A 20,177-nucleotide genomic window follows, 5' to 3' on the forward strand; every position below is an offset into this window, starting at 1 on the left:
ATCATGACCAAGCTCGAAGTCTATGACCCCGCCATGTGCTGCTCTACCGGCGTGTGTGGCCCCGAGGTCGATCCCGCCCTGGTGGCCTTCGCCGCCGACCTGAAATGGGTGGCCGAACAGGGCATCGCCGTCCAGCGTTACAATCTGGGCACCGAGCCCCAGGCCTTCGCCGCCAACCCTTTGGTGCTCAAGGAGATGGAAGCCGGCATGGATCGCCTGCCGATCATTGCCGTGGACGGCCATATCATCGCCACCGGGATCTATCTGACCCGCGAGCAACTGGCCGCCAAGCTGGGCCTGACTCCGTCCAAGCCGCGCATCACGGTCAAGGCCGACGGCTCGTCGTGCTGCTCGCCCAAAACCGGGTGCTGCTGAGGACGATGTCATGAGCCTGCCCCAGGTCGAGACCCGTATCCTGTTCTTCACCGGCAAGGGCGGCGTGGGCAAGACCTCGCTGTCTTGCGCCACCGGTCTGGCCTTGGCCGAGGCGGGCCGGCGGGTGCTGATCGTCAGTACCGATCCCGCCTCTAATCTGGATGAGGTGCTGGGGGCGACCCTGTCTCAGGTTCCCACCGCCATTCCCGGCGCGCCCGGCCTGTTCGCCCTGAACATCGACCCCGAAGCCGCCGCGCGCGATTACCGCGAGCGGATGGTCGGCCCCTATCGTGGCATCCTGCCGGCGGCGGCCATCGCCAGCATGGAGGAGCAGTTCTCCGGTGCCTGCACGGTGGAAATCGCGGCGTTTGATGAATTCGCCAAGCTGCTGGGCGATCCGGCGGCGACGGCCGAGTTCGACCATGTCATCTTCGACACCGCCCCCACCGGCCATACCCTGCGGCTGCTGACCCTGCCCTCGGCCTGGACCGAGTTTATCGCATCAAGCACCGGCGGTGCCTCCTGCCTGGGGCCGTTGGCGGGCCTTGAGAAGCAAAAGGCGCTGTATGCCGCTACCGTGGCCCAACTGGCCGATCCCAAGGCCACCACCCTGGTCCTGGTCAGCCGTCCCGAGCGCTCGGCGCTGCGCGAGGCCGAGCGCACCCGGGGCGAGTTGGCCGAACTGGGGGTCAGCAATCTGCGTCTAGCGCTGAACGGTGTCTTCACCGCCGCCAGTCCGGGCGACGCCATCGCCGACGCCATGACCGAGCGTGGCCGGGACGCGCTGGCGACCATGCCCGCCGGACTGGCGTCGTTGCCCCGCAGCGATACGCCGTTTCTGCCCAGGGGTACCGTCGGCCTGGACGCGCTGCGGGCCATGGGGCAGGCCGGGGCGGCCCATCCGCCCGGGTTCGAACCCATGCCCCGAATCCATCTGCCCGGCGGGCTGGAAGCCCTGGTGGCCGAGATCGCCGCCAGCGGTCATGGCGTGGTCATGACCATGGGCAAGGGTGGGGTGGGCAAGACCAGCGTGGCGGCGGCCATCGCCACTGCCCTGGCCCGTCTTGGCCATAAGGTGACCCTGTCGACCACCGACCCCGCCGCCCACGTTCAGGACGCGGTCGAGGGCAAGGTCGCCGGCCTGACCGTCACCCGCATCGACCCGGAACGCGAAGTGGCCGATTACCGCGACGAGGTCCTGGCCAAGGCGGGCGGCACTCTCGACATGGCGGGCCGCGCCATGCTGGAAGAGGATCTGCGCTCGCCCTGCACCGAGGAAATCGCCGTGTTCCGGGCCTTTTCCCGCACCGTGGACGAAGGCCGGGACCGCTTTGTGATCCTGGATACGGCCCCCACCGGCCATACCATCCTGCTGCTGGACGCCGCCGAGGCCTATCACCGCGAAGTCCTGCGCACCCAGGCCGAGATGCCCGAGGCGGTGCGCTCGCTGCTGCCGCGGCTGCGCGATCGCGATTTCACCAAGACCATCATCGTCACCCTGGCCGAGGCGACGCCGGTGCACGAGGCCGAGCGGCTGCAGGACGATCTGGCCCGCGCCGGCATCACGCCCTTTGCCTGGGTGATCAATCAAAGCCTGCTGGCCAGCGGGACCCGTGATCCCTTGCTGACCCAGCGGGGGACCTACGAGGTTCCCTTCATCGAGCGGGTGGCGGCCAATCCGTCCTCGCGGACGGCCCTGATTCCCTGGACCGCCTGATTTCAGGGCTGTTGACAGGGCGCAATTAATTCCATATATCTCGAAATATGGAAGAGAAAGACATCGTCGCCGCCCTGTCCGCCTTGGCCCAGGAAACCCGTCTGCGGGTCTTCCGCCTGCTGGTGATCGCCGGGCGGGCGGGCTTGCCGGCCGGGCAGATCGCCGAGGAACTGGCGATCACGCCCAACACCTTGTCATTCCATCTGACCCACCTGAAGAATGCCGGACTGGTTTTGGTCCGGCGCGAGGGGCGGTCGCTGATCTATTCCGCCGAATACGGACGCATGCGGGCCGTGGTCGGCTATCTCACCGAGAATTGCTGTTCGCGCGATCCCTGCTGCACCTGAAGCATGGCCCGGAAGCCGGCGGGGAACAGCCGGCGTTTTTTTGCCTAAAATATCCATAGTTCTCGAAATATGGAAATTATCATGAGGCCTGTAACGATCGGCCCCGGCCTTCCGTCCAACCGAAGAGGGGCCGATCCGGCCCGATTGGAACAAGGAGGGGCTGCACAGTGACCACTCTCGATCTCATGGCCCATCGGGGCGAACTGCTCCGCTTCGTGCAGGGCATGGTCGGCAATGCCCATCTGGCCGAGGACCTCGTCCAGGAGACCCTGCTGCGCGCCGTAGCGGCCCAGCAGGCCTTCGCCGGGCGGTCCCGGCCGCTGACCTGGCTGTCGGCCATCGCGCTGAATGCATTGCGTGACCATTTCCGCCGCCCGGCCACCCGCCGCGAGGAAAGTGCCGCCCCCGAGGACTTCGCCGGCCTGGCTGACCAATGCGAGGACGCGGTCACCGCCCTGATGAAGGCCGAGATGGGCGATTGCATCACCGCCCATCTTTCCGCCTTGCCCGACCGTCTGCGCGAAGTGCTGGTCCTCCACGACATGGGCGGCGCCGGCCATGCCGAGGTGGCGGCGGCGCTGGGCATCACCGAGGGCAATGCCCGTGTCTTGCTGCATCGGGCGCGCGCCGCCCTGCGGGAGCGATTGGGCAAGCACTGTCGGATCGATCTTGGCGGTGATCCGGTGCCGTGCTCCCCGCGCGAGGACCGGCGGCCATGAGCCTCGATCCGCTCGAAATTCCCATGCCCAAGCTTCGAACCACCCTCAGACGGAGAAGAACCATGTCCCCATCCCGATCCGGGCACAGCCCGCTGGCCATCCTCATCTGTGCCTCGGCCATCCTGGCCATCTCGCTGGGGGTACGTCACTCCTTCGGCCTGTTCCTCCAGCCGGTGACCGAGGCCGGTGGCTGGAGCCGCGAATCCTTCGGCCTGGCCATCGCCTTGCAGAATCTGGTCTGGGGCCTGTCCCAGCCTTTCGCCGGCATGCTGGCCGACCGCATCGGCGCCGGGCGGATGATTATTGCCGGTACTGCCCTTTATGTGGTCGGCCTGCTGGTGATGGCTCTGCCCCAGGGCGAGACCGCCTTCATTCTCGGTACCGGATTGCTGGTGGGGCTGGGCCTGTCGGGGACCACCTATCCCCTGGTGCTGGGGGCGGTGACCCGCGCCACCAGCCCGGAAAAGCGCAGTCTGGCCCTGGGGCTCGCCATGGGCGGCGCCGCCTTCGGCCAGTTCGTCATGCTGCCCGGCGCGCTGGGCGGCATCGGTCTGCTGGGCTGGTCGGGGGCGTTGATGGCCATGGCGGTTCTGACCCTGGCCATGGCTCCGCTGGCGGTGCCGCTGATGGAGACGGCGCACGCTCCGTCGCAGGGGGCCGAGATGAGCGCGGGTCAGGCCATCCGGCTGGCGCTTGGGCATCGAGGCTTTCAGCTCCTGGCGCTGGGTTTCTTCGTCTGCGGCTTCCAGGTGGTGTTCATCGCCACCCATGTGCCGGCCTTCCTGTCCGACAAGGGGCTGACGGCGGGGATCGGCTCCACCGTGCTGGCCCTGATCGGCCTGCTCAACATTCCCGGCACCTATTACGCCGGGCTGTGGGGCGCCAAATGGCGCAAGCCCATGCTGCTGTCCTGGCTCTACGTGATCCGGGCCGTGGTCATCGCCGCCTTTGCCTTCCTGCCGGTGAGCGAGGCCAGCGCCTATGCCTTCGGGGCCGCCATGGGGCTGGTCTGGCTGTCCACCGTGCCGCTGACCAACGGTACGGTCGCCGCCCTGTTCGGAGTGCGCAACATGTCCATGCTGGGCGGGGTGGTCTTCCTCGCCCACCAGTTGGGGGCCTTTCTCGGCGGCTGGCTGGGCGGAGTTCTCTATGACCGCCTGGGCTCCTATGACGGCGCCTGGATAGTGGCCATCGGCCTCAGCCTGCTGGCCGCCCTGCTGAACCTGCCCATCCGCGAAGAGACGGCCGAGCCCGCCCGGGCGGCGGCGTGAGGATCTTCGGAATGGGGCTGGGCCTGGCGGTCCTGGCCCTGGCCTGGTCCGTCTACCGGCAGCCCCAGGCCGATCTGCTGCTGGCGGGCCTGGTGTTCTGCCAATAAAGAAGGGGCGGCATCCGAAGATGCCGCCCCTTTTGCTTTCGCCCGGGATCAGCAGCAGCGGGCCGCTTTCGGGGCTTCGCCCCAATTGCCCTGGCCGGTGGCGCCCAACCGGGCCTCGGCGTGGCTGATGGCCCTGGAGCGGATCATGGAGGCGAGGCCAAGGACCTCGTCCAGGCGATCCTGGGGAATGCCGAGGGAGCGGGCCGCCGCCAGATGCCGGTCGATTCCGGCGGTGCAGTTGACCGCCAGCGCCGCTCCCAGAGCGATCAGCTCGGCCAGGGGATCGGCGGCGCCACAGCCGCAGCCATCCGTCACCGGGTCGAGGCCGAGGGCGTGGCGGCGCATCCCTTCGGTGGCGGTCTTGCGCACCCGGACGGCGCCGGCTACCGCCTGTTCGATGGCCGCGTCGTCGGCCCCGGCCTTGCGGACCTCCACCAGATGATGGGTGACGCAGGGACGGCACCCCGCCGCCACCGAGATGGCAAGCGCCACCAGTTCCTTTTCCAACATCGTCATGGGCATGGCGTTCTCCTGTACTGGACGTAATGCCCATTGGACGGAGGAGGCCGATGAAATGTTACGTGACGTGATGGAGCGGCCCCGGCAATCCATGTTCTCGCCGGGATTACCCTGGGGTAGGATCGCCCCTGATCCCGAACCACTCGGGGAAGACCAAGGGGGCATATATGAAGACCAATGACAATCTGGCCGAGGCCTTCGCCGGCGAAAGCCAGGCCAATCGGAAATACCTCGCCTACGCCGAGGCCGCCGCCAAGGATGGGCTGCCCGAGATCGCCAAGCTGTTCCGCGCCGTCGCCGCGGCGGAAACCATTCACGCCCACGCCCATCTCCGCGCCATGGGCGGGATCAAGGCCACGGCCGAGAATCTTCGCGCCGCCATTTCCGGCGAGAAGCACGAGTTCGAGGAGATGTATCCGGCCTTCATCGCCACCGCCGAGGCCGAAGGAGCCCGGATGGCGCTGCTGTCCATGCGCCACGCCCTGGAGGTGGAGAAGGTCCACCACGGCCTGTTCACGGACGCCCTGGCGGCCGTGGAAGCCGGTCACGACCTGCCCGAGGGCGGCATCCACGTCTGTGGTATCTGTGGTCATACGGTGATCGGCGAGGTGCCGGACCAGTGCCCGGTCTGCCACGCCAAGGCGGGAAAGTTCTCCGAGATCGCCTGAGGACGGGGCGGCCCCACCGCCGGAACGGAAGGCCCGTCATCTTCAGGGGATGGCTGGCCTTGTTCCTTTACTCGCCGGACAAGGCGGCCGTGAGGCTCAGGGAGTGGGCCTATCGGCATATTGCCGGGCGATGGCTCGGAACTCGTCCTGGATGCCGACGAAGGCATCGACCACATCGGGGTCGAAACGCCCTCCCTTGTCCCGGATGATGATGTCCACCGCCTCGGCGTGGGGGATGGGCTCCTTGTAGACCCGACGGCTGATCAATGCGTCGTAGACATCGGCGACGGCCATCAGGCGGGCGGAAACGGGGATGTCGTCGCCGGACAGGCCCTCGGGGTAGCCGTCGCCGTCCCACCGCTCGTGGTGGTAATGGGTGATTTCCTTGGCCATTGTCAGGAATTCCAGGCGGGTTCCCAGCCAGCGTTCGGCGGATTCAATGGCGTTGCGGCCGAGGGCGGCGTGGGTCTTCATGACCTCGAATTCCTCCGGCGTCAGGCGCCCAGGCTTCAGCAAGATACAGTCGGGAATGCCGATCTTGCCGATATCGTGCAGCGGTGCCGATTTGAACAGCATGGTGATGGCAGCTTCATCCAGCAGAGGGGCGAAGCGGGGGTGGTCCTGCAGCGCGGTGGCCAGGGCGCTCATGTAGTATTGGGTCCGGCGGATATGGTTGCCGGTCATCAGGTCGCGGGTCTCGGCCAGGGAGGCCATGGCCAGGATGGTGACGTCCTTGACGGCGGTAACGTCCTTGGTCCGCTTGGCGACCTCGCGCTCCAAAAAGCGATTCTGGTCGCGCAAGAAGTCGGCCGAGGACTTGAGCCGCAGGTGCGCCTTGACCCGGGCCAGCACGATGGAGGGGCTGAACGGCTTGGTGATGTAGTCCACCGCGCCCATGTCCAGGCCACGCTTCTCCTCGGCCATGCGCGTCTTGCTGGTCAGGAAGATTACTGGAATGTCGTGGGTCCGGGAATCGGTCTTGAGTTGCCGGCAGACTTCGTAGCCGTCGATGTCGGGCATCATCACGTCGAGCAGGACCAGGTCGGGCCGCTCGTTGCCCATGGCGATCTTCAGGCCTCTTTCGCCGCTGTTGGCCACCTTGACCCGGTAATCGGCCTTGAGCAATTCGCTCATCAGCCAGACGTCATCGGGGCTGTCGTCCACCACCAGAATGGTGGCCCTGTCCATGAAATCCGCAGGCAGCATCACGAGGTCGCCTTCTGGTGAGCGGGCATTTCCGTTCCCGAAATGGAGAGCAGATCCTTCTTGCGCTTCAGGTCCGCATCGGAATCGGAATGCTCGTCGGCGATGGCGCGGAACTCGTCCTGGATGGCCAGGAAGGCATCGACGATATCGGGGTCGAAATGCTGGCCCCGTCCCTGGACGATGATTTCCACCGCCTTTTCGTGGGGCATGCCCTCCTTGTAGACACGCCGGCTGATCAGGGCGTCGTAAACGTCGGCCACCGCCATCAGGCGGGCGGACAGGGGAATGTCGTCGCCGGCCAGCCCTTGGGGGTAGCCGCTGCCGTCCCACTTCTCCTGGTGGCCGAAGGCGATTTCCTTGGCGGTGGTCAGGAACTCCACCTTGGTTCCCAAGGAGTGCTCGGCATGTTCGATGGCCTCGCGGCCCAGCGTGGTGTGAGTCTTCATGATCTCGAACTCTTCCGGGACGAAGCGCCCGGGCTTGAGCAGGATGCGGTCGGGAATGCCCACCTTGCCGATATCGTGGAGCGGCGCCGATTTGAACAGCATATCGATGGTGCCGTCGTCCAGATGGGCGGCGAAGCGGGGATGGGTGCGCAGCCGGGTGGCCAGGGCCTTGACATAGAATTGGGTGCGGCGGATGTGGTTGCCGGTTTCCAGGTCGCGGGTTTCGGCCAGGGACGCCATGGCCAGGATGGTGACGTCCTGGATGGCCATCACCTCCTCGGTGCGCTTGGCGACCTCGTGTTCCAGAAAGTCGTTCTTGTCGCGGAGAAAATCGGCGGTGGCCTTGAGTTTCAGGTGGGTCTTGACCCGGGCAAGGACGATGGGCGGGCTGATGGGCTTGGTGATGTAGTCCACGGCACCCAGGTCCAGCCCCGTCTTCTCGGCGTCCACCTCGGCTTTGGCGGTCAGGAAGATGACCGGAATATGGTGCGTCCTGGGTTCGGCCTTGAGGCGCCGGCAGACCTCGTAGCCGTCCAGCCCCGGCATCATGATGTCCAGCAGGATCAGGTCGGGGGACGTTTCGGCCATGGCGACCTTAAGGGCCTTCTCGCCCGAGCTGGCCACCTTCACCCGGTACTCGTCCTTGAGCAGGCTGCTCAGCACCGCCAGATTGTCCGGCGTGTCGTCCACAACCAGGATGGTGGCTCTCTCGATGACGTCAGATGCGTCCATCACGGGTTCCTCAGGCGGGGGCACGGTTCCGTTGCACGGCCTCGGTCAGGGTGGCCAGGGCCTGATCGAAGTTGAAATCCTTGATGGCTGCCCGGATGCGGGGAAAATGATCCGGAAAGGCAGTTTGCAGCAGGCCGGCATTGGCTTCCAGCACATCGTCGGCCTCGGCGTCGTCTTCCGCAAGCAGGATGAGCAGACGCTGGCAAGCCGCGTCCAGCGCCGCGCGGTCGATGGCGACCGGCGCGATGGTTTCTTCCGGCGGCAGGGTCGAGTCCAGGGCGGCGATCAGAGCGGCCAGGGGAGCCGCCATGGCGTCGAGAAGGTCCTCCACCTCCTGGCGGGACAACTTGTCGCAAAGGGCGGCTTCCAGGTCGGCGGCCCGCCTTTGCACCTCGTCCGCCCCGATCATGCCGGCCAAGCCCTTGGTGGTGTGGGCCAGGCGTTCCGCCGTACTCCAGTCGTCGGCCTCCAGGGCGGCACGGATGTCGCCGGCCACGCTCTTGCGCCCGGCAGCGAATTTGCGCAGCGAGGTGAGGTAAAGGCGGGTCTTGCCCTGGACGCGGCGCAGGCCGGTGGTGGTGTCAAGGCCGTCGATCCGCGGGATGGAGTGCTCCTCCCCCGTCTCCGACGGCGCGCTCGCCCCGTGGGCCGCCGCCGGGGAATGACGGGGGGCGATCCAGCGCAGCAGGGCCGCCCACAATTGGTCCGGGTCGATGGGCTTGGTGATGAAGTCGTTCATGCCGGCATCCAGACAGCGATCGCGGTCGCGCTGCATGGCATTGGCGGTCATGGCGACGATGGGCAGGTGGTCGAACTGGCCGAGCCGCCGGATTTCCCGGGTGGCGGCGACGCCGTCCATGACCGGCATCTGCATGTCCATCAGCACCATGTCGTAGGCGTTCCGCCGTACCTTGGCCAGGGCGATGGCGCCGTCATCGGCCACGTCCACTTGGAAGCCGGCATCGCCAAGCAGTTCCGTGGCCACCTGCTGGTTGAGGTCGTTGTCTTCCACCAGCAGAATGCGGGCGCCCCTGATGGTCTCCAGGTGCATCTCCGAGGAGGAGTGGCCGCCGTCCACGTCGCGCGGCTCGGCGGGTTGGCAGCCGAACAGGCGCATGATGGTGTCGAACAGGATGGAGGCGCTGACCGGCTTGATCAGTACATCCTCGATGCCGGCCTCGGTGATCAGGTTCAGCACTTCCTCGCGGCCATAGGCCGTGACCATCAGCAGGCGGGGCGCCGGGTCCAGCCCCAGGGCCATGAGATGGTGGGCGGTTTCGATGCCGTCCATGCCGGGCATGCGCCAGTCGAGCAGGACGATCTCGTAGGGGGTTCCGGCCATGGCCGCCCGCTTGACCTCGTCCACCGCCTCCAGGCCGGAGGCCCGGGTGGTGACCTGGAAGGTCATGCCGGCCATCAGATCGGCCAGCACGGTGCGGGCATTGTCGTTGTCATCCACCACCAGGACCCGGCGGCCGCGCAGGTCCGGCGATGGCAGCAATCGCCGCTTGCGCACGGTGCCGATGCCCATGCGGGCGGTGAACCAGAAGGTGCTGCCCTTGCCGTATTCACTCTCGACGCCCACCTCGCCGCCCATCAGCTCTGCCAGCCGCTTGGAGATGGCTAGTCCCAGCCCGGTGCCGCCGAATTTGCGGGTGGTGGAGGTGTCGGCCTGCTCGAAACTCTGGAACAGGCGGGCGGCCTGTTCCGCGGTAATGCCGATGCCGGTGTCGCGGACGGCGAAGTACAGCAGGACCTCGGTCTCGCTGCGCTCCTTGACGCGGGCGATGATGTCGATCTCGCCGTTTTCCGTGAACTTCACCGCATTGTTGGCATAGTTGATGAGAATCTGTCCCAGGCGCAGCGAATCGCCGACCAGGGTTCGCGGTACCTCGGAGGGAATGTCGAACACCAGTTCCAGCGATTTGGCGCGGGTCTTCTCGGTCAGCAGATTGGCGATGTTGTCGAGCACTTTGTCCAGTTCGAAATCCGTGTGCTCGACGGCCAGCTTGCCGGCCTCGATCTTAGAGAAGTCCAGGATGTCGTTGATGATGCCCAGCAGGTGCTGGCCGGCGCTCTGGATCTTCTTGACGTAGTCGTGCTGGCGCGGCGTCAGCTCGGTTTTCAGCGCCAGATGGCTCATGCCGATGATGGCGTTCATGGGGGTGCGGATCTCGTGGCTCATATTGGCCAGGAAGTCCGACTTCATCCTTGTGGCGTCCTCCGCCAGTTCCTTGGCCCGGGTCAGGGCCGCCTCGGCCAGCTTCTCCGCCGAGACGTCCTGAAAGAAGCCGGCCCAGGTTCCTCCGCCGGCCTGGGCGACGATGGGCACGGCCTCCATGCGGACCCAGCGCTCCTCGCCCGGCGCGTCCAGGCGGTACTGGGTGGAGAAGCGGACGCCCTGTTCAAGGGCGCCCTCGATCACGCTTTCCAGCGTCTCCCGGTCGCCATCCCGCACGGTGCCGTAGAGCCGTCCGGCATTGGCCAGCAGCTGGTCGGCACCGACTCCCAGAATGCCCCGCACCTGACGGCCCATGAAGGTGAACCAGAAATCCTCGCCCTCGTTGCGCAATTCGAAGACTGCCGCCGGGACCGAATTGGTCAGGGCGCGCAGGCGTTCCTCGGCCTGTTGAAGCCGATGTTCCCAGTTGCGGCGATCGGTGATGTCGTCGCAGACCCAGACCGAGCCCTTGGACAGATCGCCGCTGTCGATGGCGCGTCCAGAGGTCCGGCCCCAGAAGGTGGTGCCGTTCTTCCTGCGGTATTCCCAGTCGCCCTGGAAGGTCTCGCCCTGGGCCAGGGCGGGATAGGCCTCCCGGCCCATGCGTTCGAAATCGCCTTCATTGGCGAAGACGACCCCGGTGCTCTGTCCATCCAGCTCCGACGGGCCGTAGCCCAGCAACTGGGCCAGGGACTTGTTGGAGCGGACGATGTGGCGGTCCCGGATGACCGCGATGCCCAATCCCGCCGACTGGAAGATGGCCGATTGCTCTTCCATGGCTCCGGTCATGGCGGCCAGGGCCTCCTCCCGCTCGGTTACGTCCAGCCAGTAGCCGTTCCAGACCCGGGTGCCGTCGGCCAGGCGGGAGGCCATGGCACGAGTCTCGATCCAGCGGGCCTCGCCGTGACGGTTCATCACCCGGTACAGCTGATTGGTGGACGAACCCTCAAGCAGGGCTTCTTCCAAGGCCTGATGAGCCTTGGCTAGATCGCCGGGATGGATGCGCCAGAACCGCAGGTCCGGCTCATTGATCAACTCATCGGGGGTGTAGCCCCAGATCTCCTCGGCCTTGGCGCTGATGAAGCGGAAGCTTTGGTCGCCGCTTGGCGCCACCTCGAAGCGGAAGGCGGCACAGGGCAGGGAATCGGCCATGTCGCGCATCAACTGGCGGGACCATTCGGCGGTGCTCTTCGAATGTTCAAGCTCCTCCGTACGTTCCAGCACCCGGGCCTCCAGGGTGGTGTTGGCTTCCTCCAGGCGGGTGGTGGACGACAGCAGCGCCTCGCGCATGGCTTCCTGGGCGGCGGATAACTCCTGGATTTCCCCCAGGTCGGAGGCGACATTCACCGGGCGGGCCAGATCCAGACGGCCGATACGGATACTCTCCTGGGCCAGGGCTTCCAGCGGCGCCGCAAAGCGGCGCGCCATGGGCAGGGTGACCAGCGCCGCCATGGCCAGGGAGGCCAGGATCAGCAGGATCAGCAGGATGATCTGCTCGCGGCCCACGGGAATGAAATCATGGCGCGGTGCAATGACGCCCAGCCAGATGGGGTTCGAGCCGATGGCCATGCGGCTGAAATGGGAGAACCAGACGTCGCCGTCGATGCGCATGGGGTTCAGGCTGCCATCCGGCCGCCCCAGGTCGTTCCAGAGCCTCCATCCCTCGACCAGGGCCGGCAGGTTCTGGTCGGCCAGGGGCTTCAGCACCGCCTTCTTGATCTCGTCGTCGCTGTCGAAGCGTGGCATGCGCGGGACGCCGACCAGTTGTCCCTGGTCGTCCAGAAGCATCCCCATGCCGTTGGGGCCGGCTTTGACTTGGCGGGTGAAGTGGGAGAGATCCAGCAACTTGACGTCGTGACCGATCACGTAGCGGCTTCCGTCGGCGGCGGTCCAGCGGCTGGCGGCGGTGATGCCCGGTTCCTTGGTGGTGAAGAAGATGTAGGGCGCCGTCCAGTGGATGTCATCGTCCCTCGCCATGGCCAGGGCGCCCTTGAACCAGGGGCGCTGGCGGGCGTCGTAATCGCGCTCCAGCACCTCGGTCTTCTCCATCACCCGTCCGGCGCTCCAGGTGATCCAGGTGGTGGCCTTGCCGCGCTTGTCGGGATCACTGAGGCGGTTGACCCACTTGCCGTCGGGCGTCAGCAGCAACAGAATTTCCCGCCCCGATTCATGGGCGAGAATGACCGAGGAGATCTCGGGATGGTTCTCGATGATGGGAAAGAAGAACTCGTTGAAGCGCTGAAGCTGGTCCAGGTCCAGGCTGCCGTTCATGCCCCAGTGGCGGCTGGTGTTGAGCGTGATTTCCACGGTGGCCAGCAGGCGCCGGACCCGAGCCTCCAGTTCGCCCGCCGTCTGCCGCATCTGGGTATCCGCAAGGCGGTCTATGGTCGGCGCGACGATCAGCCAATAGGTGGAGGCGGCAAAGACCCCCAGGGCGATAACCACGATGAAGAACGCCCGCACCAGCAGGCTGTTGCGAATGGACGTCCTTCCGGCCCTCGGCTGTTCGGATCGTTGGGGCGTCGGAGCCTGGTCGGTCATGCAACCCCACCTTCGGACCATGAGGCCTGCCTCATTACCAGCAAGGTAATCTGTCGTATGGCCTTGGGAAAGCGTGATGTGAGGGGCGCCCGGGTTCATCGGGCCTTCATGGCACATGCCAGGGCGCGGTATATCTGCTGTCCGTCGAAGGAAATCAGCAGCAGGTCGACCCCCGCGTCGAGTGCCTCGGTTACCGCGATGCAAAGGCCGCCGTGATAGACCGGAGGCATGGTCAGGTCGTCGGTGATCACCCGGCCCGTGAAGCCCCATTTCTTCCGGATGATCCCATGGATCACGGCTCGGGAATGGGAGGCCGGCCGGTCGGGGTCGATGGCGGCGAGGCGGACATGGCCGACCATCAGCAGGGCGGGCGTGTCGGAGAGGACTTGTCGGAAGGGGCGCCAGTCGGTTGCCTCCAAGTCGTCCTCGCTCGCCGCGAGGCTGGCCTGAAAATGGTGGGTGTCCTCGCGGACCCGGCCAAGGCCGGGAAAGTGCTTCACGGTCGGAACAATTCCCGCCCGAAGCAATCCCGTTGAATAGGCTGTGGCGATCTGGCCGACGATCTCGGGGTCATGGGAAATGGCCCGTCGGGCGATCAGGCTGTGGAAGTCCAGGCGATTTCTCGGCCCCTCCCGCCGAATGTCGGCGACCGGGGCGAAATTGACGGTCACGCCCAGCCGCGCCAGTTCCAGGCCCTGGCGCTCTCCGTAGAGTCGGGCGGCCTCGACGCGCTGGTCCAAGGGCAGTGATGCCAGTTCGGCCAGGGACGGCATGGGCGGCAAGGGCGGCGACAGATGGGAGACGATGCCGCCTTCCTGATCGGTCGCCACCAGCAGGGGCGGCAGCCCATTGTTTCGCCGGACGGCCTGCAGGGCGGCGATCTCGCGCCGGAACTCGTCGGCGGTCCGTCCGGCCAGATTGTGCCGGGTGACGAAGATTCCGCCGATCAGTCCTTTCGCGGCCAAGGCTTCCACATCCTCGTAGCGCCGATAGCCCACGACGAAATGCCGGCCCAGGTCGTGCGCTTGCGCCCCGGATTGGGCCAGCACCCATCGCTTGTCCCATTGGAACTTTCCCTCTCCGGCCAGCGTGGCGGCCAGGGCGGCGCACCACAGAAGCGCCAGATGACGGTCTCGTCCCCGCCGCGCGATCCAGGCCAAAGCCGCCAGCTCGACGATGACGAGGAGGGGCAAGGCCCAGCCCCGGACCAGCGTCAGATACGGGTTGTGGAGATTGAAGCCCAGGACCGGCAGCAGGATGCCGCCGGCCCAAAGCATTCCGATCGAAATGCGCTCCCTCACGGGGCGGTCCCCTTGCCCGGGGTATTCCAACTGGACCAGTCGATCCGCCGCGTCAGCAGCATCACCAGCGACAGCACCGCGAACAGCGCCAGCGAACCGGCCAGCAGGGAATAGGTCTCCAGGCTGAGAAGCACGTAGATGAAGCCGAACAGCAGGGCCAGCATGGCGGCGAACAGCGCCGTCTCGCGAAACCGCCTTGCCACGGCACCGGTATAGAGCGACGCCTGGGTCAGGACGAGCAGTGCCCCGAGCAGGAAGCCCCGGTCATAGCCAAGCGGCTCGGCGATGGACAGCAGCAGCAGGGGAAACAGCGTCACTGACAGCCCCATCAGCCCGTACTGCACCAGATGAATCCTTTTCTTGGCCAGGGCCTCGAACAGGAAATAGGTGGCGAAGGACAACGCCAGGAACAGCGCATCGTATTTGGATGCCCGGTGGATCATCCGGTAGGCGGGGGTGGGGTCGAGGAGATCGACCTTGATCCTGGTGGCCGAAGACGGGCCGGGATCGGCGAATTGACGGGAACTCCAAGATTGCGGCGCGCCGTAATTCACCGCCTGCCACTGAGCCTCGAATCCGGCCTCGGACAGGCTTGACGACAGGGGGAGGGTGCTGCCCGAGAAGCTGGGAGTCTGCCACGGTGCCGACATGGTCACGGACAGGGCCTGGGCCTGGGAGAGCAGCGACAATGACTGGGTGCCGCGAACATTGGCCGCGATGTGGAAGGGAAGGGTGGTTCCCGCCCCTGGCGGCGACGCCAGCGAGAGCTTGCCCAGCAGGCTTTCAGAGCCCTTGCAATCCTCGTCCGTGGCGGAGATTTCCCAGCAATTTTGCCAGGCGATCCGCTGGTCACTTCCCACCACCAGGCTGGCGGAACTCATCCCGGCCAATTTCGAGCTTCCCAGGATGATGAAGCTTTCCTGCCACAACAGCCCGGCCGAGCCGTTCACCATGGACGCGGCCAGCCTGACCTGATGCGGAATGCGGAAGCTTCCCTGCATCTCGACGGAGGCGCTGTAGACGGTGGCACTGAATAGGCCGCGCTTGCGGGTCTCGGGGGATAGCCTCGCGGTCACCGTCACCTGGCTCGACGGAATCTTGAGATAATGGCGCGGCTGGTCCGCCGCCGGCTTATAGGGGACCACCAGGACCGGCGTGGTCAGGGTCTGCTCCGGCCCCCAGCTTTGCGCGAAGTCCCGCGACATCTCCATTTGGCGGGATTCCCGTTCGGCGACGAGGCTGGAGATCATCCAGCCGGGAATCAGGGAGGCCACGAGAAGGGCCGCGATCATGCCGATCTTGCGGGTGGGGCTGGTCCAGGGATTGGCCGGGTTGGGGGGAGGAAACGGATTGTCGGTCATGACGGGCTCTCCGGAGGCAATGGAATGGTGGCCACCCTGTCATGGCCCTGTGCCCTGGCGATGACGCCCCCATGCAACCGACGGGGAAAGTCGGTGCAGAATTTGTGCAGGCGTTGCGTTAGCATCCGTCCATGCAAAAGATTCTTCTGGTCGACGACGACCCTCATATCCGCGACATGGTCCGCTTCGCCCTGCGGCGGGAAGGCTTGGCCGTGGTCGAGGCGGAGAACGGGGTCGAGGCGTTGGAGCGGGCCGAGGCCGAGGCTCCGGACCTGATCGTTCTCGACATCATGATGCCGGAAATGGATGGCACCGAGGTCTGTCGGCGGCTGCGCCGTCATAGCCGGGTCCCCATCATCTTTCTCTCGTCGCGTGATGACGAGATCGACCGGGTGCTGGGGCTGGAACTGGGCGGCGACGATTATGTGGGCAAGCCGTTCTCTCCGCGCGAACTGGTGGCCCGCGTCAAGGCGGTGCTGCGCCGGATGCAACCGGATCAGTCGCCGGACGCCATCGCGAAGACGGAGTTGCGGTGTGGCCGCCTGCGCCTTGATCTCGAGGGATTTCGCGCTTTCTGGGACGAGGCCGAGGTGGTGCTGACGGTGACCGAGTTCTCTATCCTGCGGACTCTGGCCGAACGCCCGGGCAAGGTCTTCAGCCGCGACGGATTGATGGATGGCGCCTACGCCCTGGACCATTACGTCAGCGATCGCACCATCGACAGCCACGTGCGGCGGGTGCGTGCCAAGTTCCAGGCCGCCGGCGGCGGGCCGGTCGAGACCGTGCACGGCCTGGGCTACAAGCTGTCATCGTGCCGATGAAGCGCCGCCCCTCCATCGGCACCGTCCTGATGCTGATGAATTTGGCGATCCTGGTGTTGCCGATTGGCGGATTATGGGGCTTGCGTCTCTACGAGAGCGCCCTGGTCCGCCAGACCGAGGCCGAACTGATCGCTCAGGGCGTCACCATCGCCGCCCAGTATCGCAGCCTGTGGCGGGCCGCCGGTGGCGAGGCCTCCGTCCTTGGCCCGCCCCTCGATTCGAGTCTGACCAGAAGGCCGGGATATGACGAGCCGTGGCTGCCGCGGACCGCCGGTCTCGACCTTGCCCAAGACGAGGCCTTGCCGCCGCCCCCGGATGGCGAGCCGCCCGCGGCGGCCCCGGATGAGGCCGCGTGGAAGGCGGGCCTGCCGCTCTCTCCCATCCTGCGCGAGGTGCAGTTCGAGACCCTGGCGGGGGTCCGGGTCCTGGACCGCAACGGCATCGTGGTGGCGACCACGCGCGAGGAGCTGGGCCTGTCGCTTTCTTCCCGTGACGAGGTGCGCCGTGCTCTGGCCGGAGAACCGGTCAGCGTCCTGCGCCGGCGCGTCAAAGGTGCCGTCGCGGTCAGCCGATCCCTGTTCGGCCATGGCAGCGCCGTGCGCGTCGTGGTCGCCTTGCCGGTGATCGAGGACCGGCGGGTCATCGGCGTGGTGGTGGCGTCGCGCACGCCGCGCAGCGTCGGGGAGGTGCTGGCGGACAAACGGCCGGACCTCCTGGGGCTGGGGCTCGCTCTGCTGGCGGCGGTCGCCCTCCTGGCGCTGGTGGGAACCCTGACCATTGCCCGCCCCCTGAAGGCGGTAACCGGATGGGCTAAGCGCGTGGCCGAGGGCGAGCGCGACGGCATGCCTCCTCCGACCCATCCGGTGGTCCGGGAAGTGGCGGAGCTTTCCGAAGCCATCACCCGGATGGCGGCGACTCAGGAGCGGCGGGCCGACTACATCCGGGACTTCGCCGCCCATGTGTCGCATGAATTCAAGACCCCGCTTGCCACCATTACCGGAACGGTGGAATTGCTGCGCGAGCACCTGACGGACATGACGCCCGAGGACCGCGAACGGTTTCTCGACAATCTGGAATCCGAGGCGTCCCGGCTGTCCCGGCTGGTCCAGCGCCTTCTCGATCTCGCCCGCGCCGATGTCATGCCGGCCGGACAGGACGGCTGTTGCCGCCCCTTGGCCGTCATCGCCGGATTGGCGGAAAGAGCGGGGTTGACGATCGAAATCATGGCCGATGGCGACATGATGGTGCGCATGGGTGCCGAAGCCATGGAAACCGTGTTCGGCAACCTGTTGGACAACGCCTGCCGTCACGGCGGTCCCGGAAGTCGCGTCACGCTGGCCTTGCGGCGCGACGATGACGAGGTGGTCCTGATCCTCGCCGATGATGGTCCCGGCATTTCCCCGGCCAATGCCGGACGGGTGTTCACTCCTTTCTTCACCACGGCGCGAAAAGAAGGAGGGACCGGCCTGGGCCTATCCATCGTGCGGAGCCTGGTGACAGCCCATGGCGGGGCCATCGCGCTGCGGCCGTCCGAGCGGGGCGCCAGGTTCGAGATCCGATTGCCGAGCGTGTAGGCAACCTGTGGTCGACCGGCGCCCACAGGGCCGCCCCGTCCAGGGACGGCACGGGGCGCGCCTGAGGTGACGTTGCTCTTCGTCGGACGTTTCAGCGGACTGATACGGCGTGCCGGGGTGCCCTTTCCGGCTCCGGAGCGGCCGATGATGTCTAAGATCCCGCTCTTGGCTACCTCACGCGACACTCCCCGCAGCACCGGGACCGGCCCGGCGGGAGAGTGGAGTTCCCTGTGAAGATCGGCGGCAGCAGCCATGCCGGGCGTAAAAAACCATAAAACCACTAGATAAAAGACTGGACTCGGATCCAGGGGGCTGCCAACATTTTATTTCTATTGTTTCTGATAGAGTTATGGAGACGGGAATGCCTTACGACGCCGACCTGCTGTGCCAGATCGGAAATACCCCGCTGATCGAGCTTACCAACCTCGACACGGCGCCCTGCCGCCTGTTCGTCAAGCTGGAGAGCCGCAATCCTTCCGGCTCCATCAAGGACCGCGCCGCCCTGTCCATGGTGCGCGCCGCTGAGCGGGACGGGCTGTTGAGGCCCGGCGGCCATCTGGTGGAGGCCACCGCCGGCAATACCGGGCTGGCCCTGGCCCTGCTGGCCGCCCATCGCGGCTATCGCCTGACTCTGGTCATTCCCGACAAGGCGGGACTCGACAAGGTCTCCCATCTGCGCGCCATGGGGGCCGAGGTGGTGCTGGCCCGTTCCGACGTGCCCCGGCGTCATCCCGAGCATTACCAGAACGTGGCCTCCCGCCTGGCCGGCGAGACCGGCGCCCATTTCATCGACCAGTTCAACAATCCGGCCAATCCGGCGGCGCACGAGGACGGCACCGGCCCGGAATTGTGGGAGCAGATGGGTGGCCGGGTGGACGCCGTGGTGGCGGGGGCGGGTTCGGGCGGCACCCTCACCGGGCTGTCCCGCTTCTTCGCCCGCCGGTCGCCCGCGACCGAGATGGTGCTGGCCGACCCGCGCGGCTCGGTGCTGGCCGATTACGTCCGCACCGGCCGGGTGGGAGAGGCCGGGTCGTGGCTGGTGGAAGGCATTGGCGGCGACAGCATCCCCATGGTCAGCGACTTTTCCCGCGTCACTCGCGCCTATTCGGTCTCGGACCGGGAAAGCTTCGCCACGGCGCGGCTGGTGCTGAGGATCGAGGGGCTGCTGGTCGGCTCGTCGTCGGGCACCCTGCTGGCCGCAGCGCTTCGCTATTGCCGCGAGCAGACCGCGCCCAAGCGGGTAGCGACCCTGGTCTGCGACGCGGGCAACCGCCACCTGTCGCGCCTGCACGACGAATCCTGGCTGGCCGACCAGGGGTTGCTGCAGCGAGACGAGCATGGCGATCTGCGCGATCTCATCTCGCGGCGCCATGACGAAGGGGCGGCGATCACCGTGCGCCCCGACGACACCCTGTCCACCGCCTACAACCGCATGCGGGTCAACGACGTGTCGCAGGTGCCGGTGGTGGTGGGGGATCGCTGCATCGGGCTGCTGGACGAATCCGACGTTTTGATCGCCCTGGCCGAGGGCAAGTTCGGCTTCGACCTGCCGGTGAGGGACGCCATGACCCGCAAGATCGAGACCGTGACGCCCCAAACGCCGCCGGAACGGCTGCTGCCGTTGTTCGATCGCGGCTGGGTGGCCATCGTGGTGGACGGCGAGCGATTCCTGGGGCTGGTGACCCGCATGGATCTGCTCAATCACCTGCGGCGCAAACTGGCGGCTTGACCGGGACGGAAAGCTGGTCTTTCCTATCAGTCTATTGATTGGATGGGGTTATGCTCTCAAGCAAGGCGAAATACGGCCTGAAGGCCATGGTTCACTTGGCCCGCCACGAGGGGTTGGGGCCATGTCTGATCGCCGATGTGGCCGAGGCCGAGCACATCCCCAAGAAGTTTCTCGACGCCATTCTTCTCGAGATGAAGAACCAGGGGCTGCTGTCGTCCAAGAAGGGAAAGGGCGGCGGCTACGTGCTGGCCCGCCCGGCCGAGCGGATCATGGTGGGCGATATCGTCCGCATCCTGGACGGCCCTCTGGCCCCCATTCCGTGCGTGTCGCGCACCGCCTATCGCCCGTGCGAGGATTGCCTGGACGAGGCGGCCTGCACGGTCCGCGCCGTCATGCAGGATGTGCGCGACGCCATCGCCGCCATTCTCGACAACACCTCGCTGGCCGACATGCGGGTCAGCAAGGCGCGCGCCGAAACGGTGCTGATGTACGACATCTGAAGTATCCGGCGTGGATGGCCGG

The 20,177-nt window shown here is 66.4% G+C and carries 16 protein-coding genes; 10 read left to right on the forward strand and 6 right to left on the reverse strand.

Features of this window, described 5'->3' with window-relative positions:
* Positions 1-3 precede the first annotated feature (3 nt).
* The 5 genes from arsD to AMB_RS09290 all read left to right on the forward strand — a co-directional run bounded on the left by arsD (position 4) and on the right by AMB_RS09290 (position 4,429).
* Positions 4-375 (forward strand): arsenite efflux transporter metallochaperone ArsD, encoded by a 372-nt coding sequence (gene arsD, locus AMB_RS09270; protein WP_011384237.1) that lies wholly within the window; start codon positions 4-6, stop codon positions 373-375.
* Positions 376-385: 10 nt separating this feature from the next.
* Positions 386-2,092, forward strand: coding sequence for an arsenical pump-driving ATPase (gene arsA / locus AMB_RS09275; protein ID WP_011384238.1), 1,707 nt, complete (start codon positions 386-388; stop codon positions 2,090-2,092).
* Positions 2,093-2,139: 47 nt separating this feature from the next.
* Positions 2,140-2,439 carry an ArsR/SmtB family transcription factor gene (locus AMB_RS09280; protein ID WP_043744018.1) on the forward strand — a complete coding sequence of 100 codons (300 nt, stop codon included), beginning with the start codon at positions 2,140-2,142 and terminating at the stop codon, positions 2,437-2,439.
* Positions 2,440-2,606: 167 nt separating this feature from the next.
* The gene (locus AMB_RS09285; RefSeq protein ID WP_011384239.1) at positions 2,607-3,158 is read left to right on the forward strand and encodes an RNA polymerase sigma factor; all 552 of its coding nucleotides are present in this window, start codon (positions 2,607-2,609) and stop codon (positions 3,156-3,158) included.
* 62 nt (positions 3,159-3,220) lie between these two features.
* Positions 3,221-4,429: an MFS transporter gene (locus AMB_RS09290; RefSeq protein ID WP_148207365.1), complete on the forward strand. Its 1,209-nt coding sequence runs from the start codon at positions 3,221-3,223 to the stop codon at positions 4,427-4,429.
* 155 nt (positions 4,430-4,584) lie between these two features.
* Here the strand turns inward: AMB_RS09290 and AMB_RS09295 are convergent, their stop codons facing one another.
* Positions 4,585-5,058 (reverse strand): carboxymuconolactone decarboxylase family protein, encoded by a 474-nt coding sequence (locus AMB_RS09295; protein ID WP_043744021.1) that lies wholly within the window; start codon positions 5,056-5,058, stop codon positions 4,585-4,587.
* Between the two features lie 164 nt (positions 5,059-5,222).
* Here AMB_RS09295 and AMB_RS09300 point away from each other — a divergent pair, with 164 nt between their 5' ends.
* Positions 5,223-5,723 carry a rubrerythrin family protein gene (locus AMB_RS09300; protein ID WP_011384243.1) on the forward strand — a complete coding sequence of 167 codons (501 nt, stop codon included), beginning with the start codon at positions 5,223-5,225 and terminating at the stop codon, positions 5,721-5,723.
* Between the two features lie 96 nt (positions 5,724-5,819).
* Here the strand turns inward: AMB_RS09300 and AMB_RS09305 are convergent, their stop codons facing one another.
* The 5 genes from AMB_RS09305 to creD form a co-directional block, all read right to left on the reverse strand.
* Positions 5,820-6,929 carry a response regulator gene (locus AMB_RS09305; protein WP_011384244.1) on the reverse strand — a complete coding sequence of 370 codons (1,110 nt, stop codon included), beginning with the start codon at positions 6,927-6,929 and terminating at the stop codon, positions 5,820-5,822.
* Positions 6,929-8,107 carry a response regulator gene (locus AMB_RS09310; RefSeq protein WP_043744025.1) on the reverse strand — a complete coding sequence of 393 codons (1,179 nt, stop codon included), beginning with the start codon at positions 8,105-8,107 and terminating at the stop codon, positions 6,929-6,931. The genes AMB_RS09305 and AMB_RS09310 overlap by 1 nt, the downstream gene beginning before the upstream one ends.
* 10 nt (positions 8,108-8,117) lie before the next feature.
* Positions 8,118-12,869 (reverse strand): response regulator, encoded by a 4,752-nt coding sequence (locus AMB_RS09315; protein ID WP_043744027.1) that lies wholly within the window; start codon positions 12,867-12,869, stop codon positions 8,118-8,120.
* 95 nt (positions 12,870-12,964) lie between these two features.
* Positions 12,965-14,170, reverse strand: a complete 1,206-nt coding sequence (locus tag AMB_RS09320; protein WP_011384247.1) for a glycoside hydrolase family 3 N-terminal domain-containing protein — start codon at positions 14,168-14,170, stop codon at positions 12,965-12,967.
* Positions 14,167-15,531 carry a cell envelope integrity protein CreD gene (creD, locus tag AMB_RS09325; RefSeq protein WP_011384248.1) on the reverse strand — a complete coding sequence of 455 codons (1,365 nt, stop codon included), beginning with the start codon at positions 15,529-15,531 and terminating at the stop codon, positions 14,167-14,169. Before creD ends, AMB_RS09320 begins: the two co-directional genes overlap by 4 nt.
* Positions 15,532-15,662: 131 nt before the next feature.
* Here creD and AMB_RS09330 point away from each other — a divergent pair, with 131 nt between their 5' ends.
* From AMB_RS09330 to AMB_RS09345, 4 genes are all read left to right on the forward strand, one after another.
* Entirely contained in the window at positions 15,663-16,352 is a 690-nt protein-coding gene (locus AMB_RS09330; RefSeq protein WP_043744029.1) for a response regulator transcription factor, read from the forward strand.
* Positions 16,349-17,926: a sensor histidine kinase gene (locus AMB_RS09335; RefSeq protein WP_011384250.1), complete on the forward strand. Its 1,578-nt coding sequence runs from the start codon at positions 16,349-16,351 to the stop codon at positions 17,924-17,926. The genes AMB_RS09330 and AMB_RS09335 overlap by 4 nt, the downstream gene beginning before the upstream one ends.
* Positions 17,927-18,287: 361 nt before the next feature.
* The gene (locus AMB_RS09340; RefSeq protein ID WP_011384252.1) at positions 18,288-19,655 is read left to right on the forward strand and encodes a pyridoxal-phosphate dependent enzyme; all 1,368 of its coding nucleotides are present in this window, start codon (positions 18,288-18,290) and stop codon (positions 19,653-19,655) included.
* A gap of 50 nt (positions 19,656-19,705) precedes the next feature.
* On the forward strand, positions 19,706-20,155 hold the full coding sequence (locus AMB_RS09345) for an RrF2 family transcriptional regulator (protein WP_011384253.1): 450 nt from the start codon (positions 19,706-19,708) through the stop codon (positions 20,153-20,155).
* Positions 20,156-20,177 lie beyond the last annotated feature (22 nt).

This window comes from Paramagnetospirillum magneticum AMB-1 (genome assembly GCF_000009985.1).
GTDB classification, from domain to species: domain Bacteria; phylum Pseudomonadota; class Alphaproteobacteria; order Rhodospirillales; family Magnetospirillaceae; genus Phaeospirillum; species Phaeospirillum magneticum.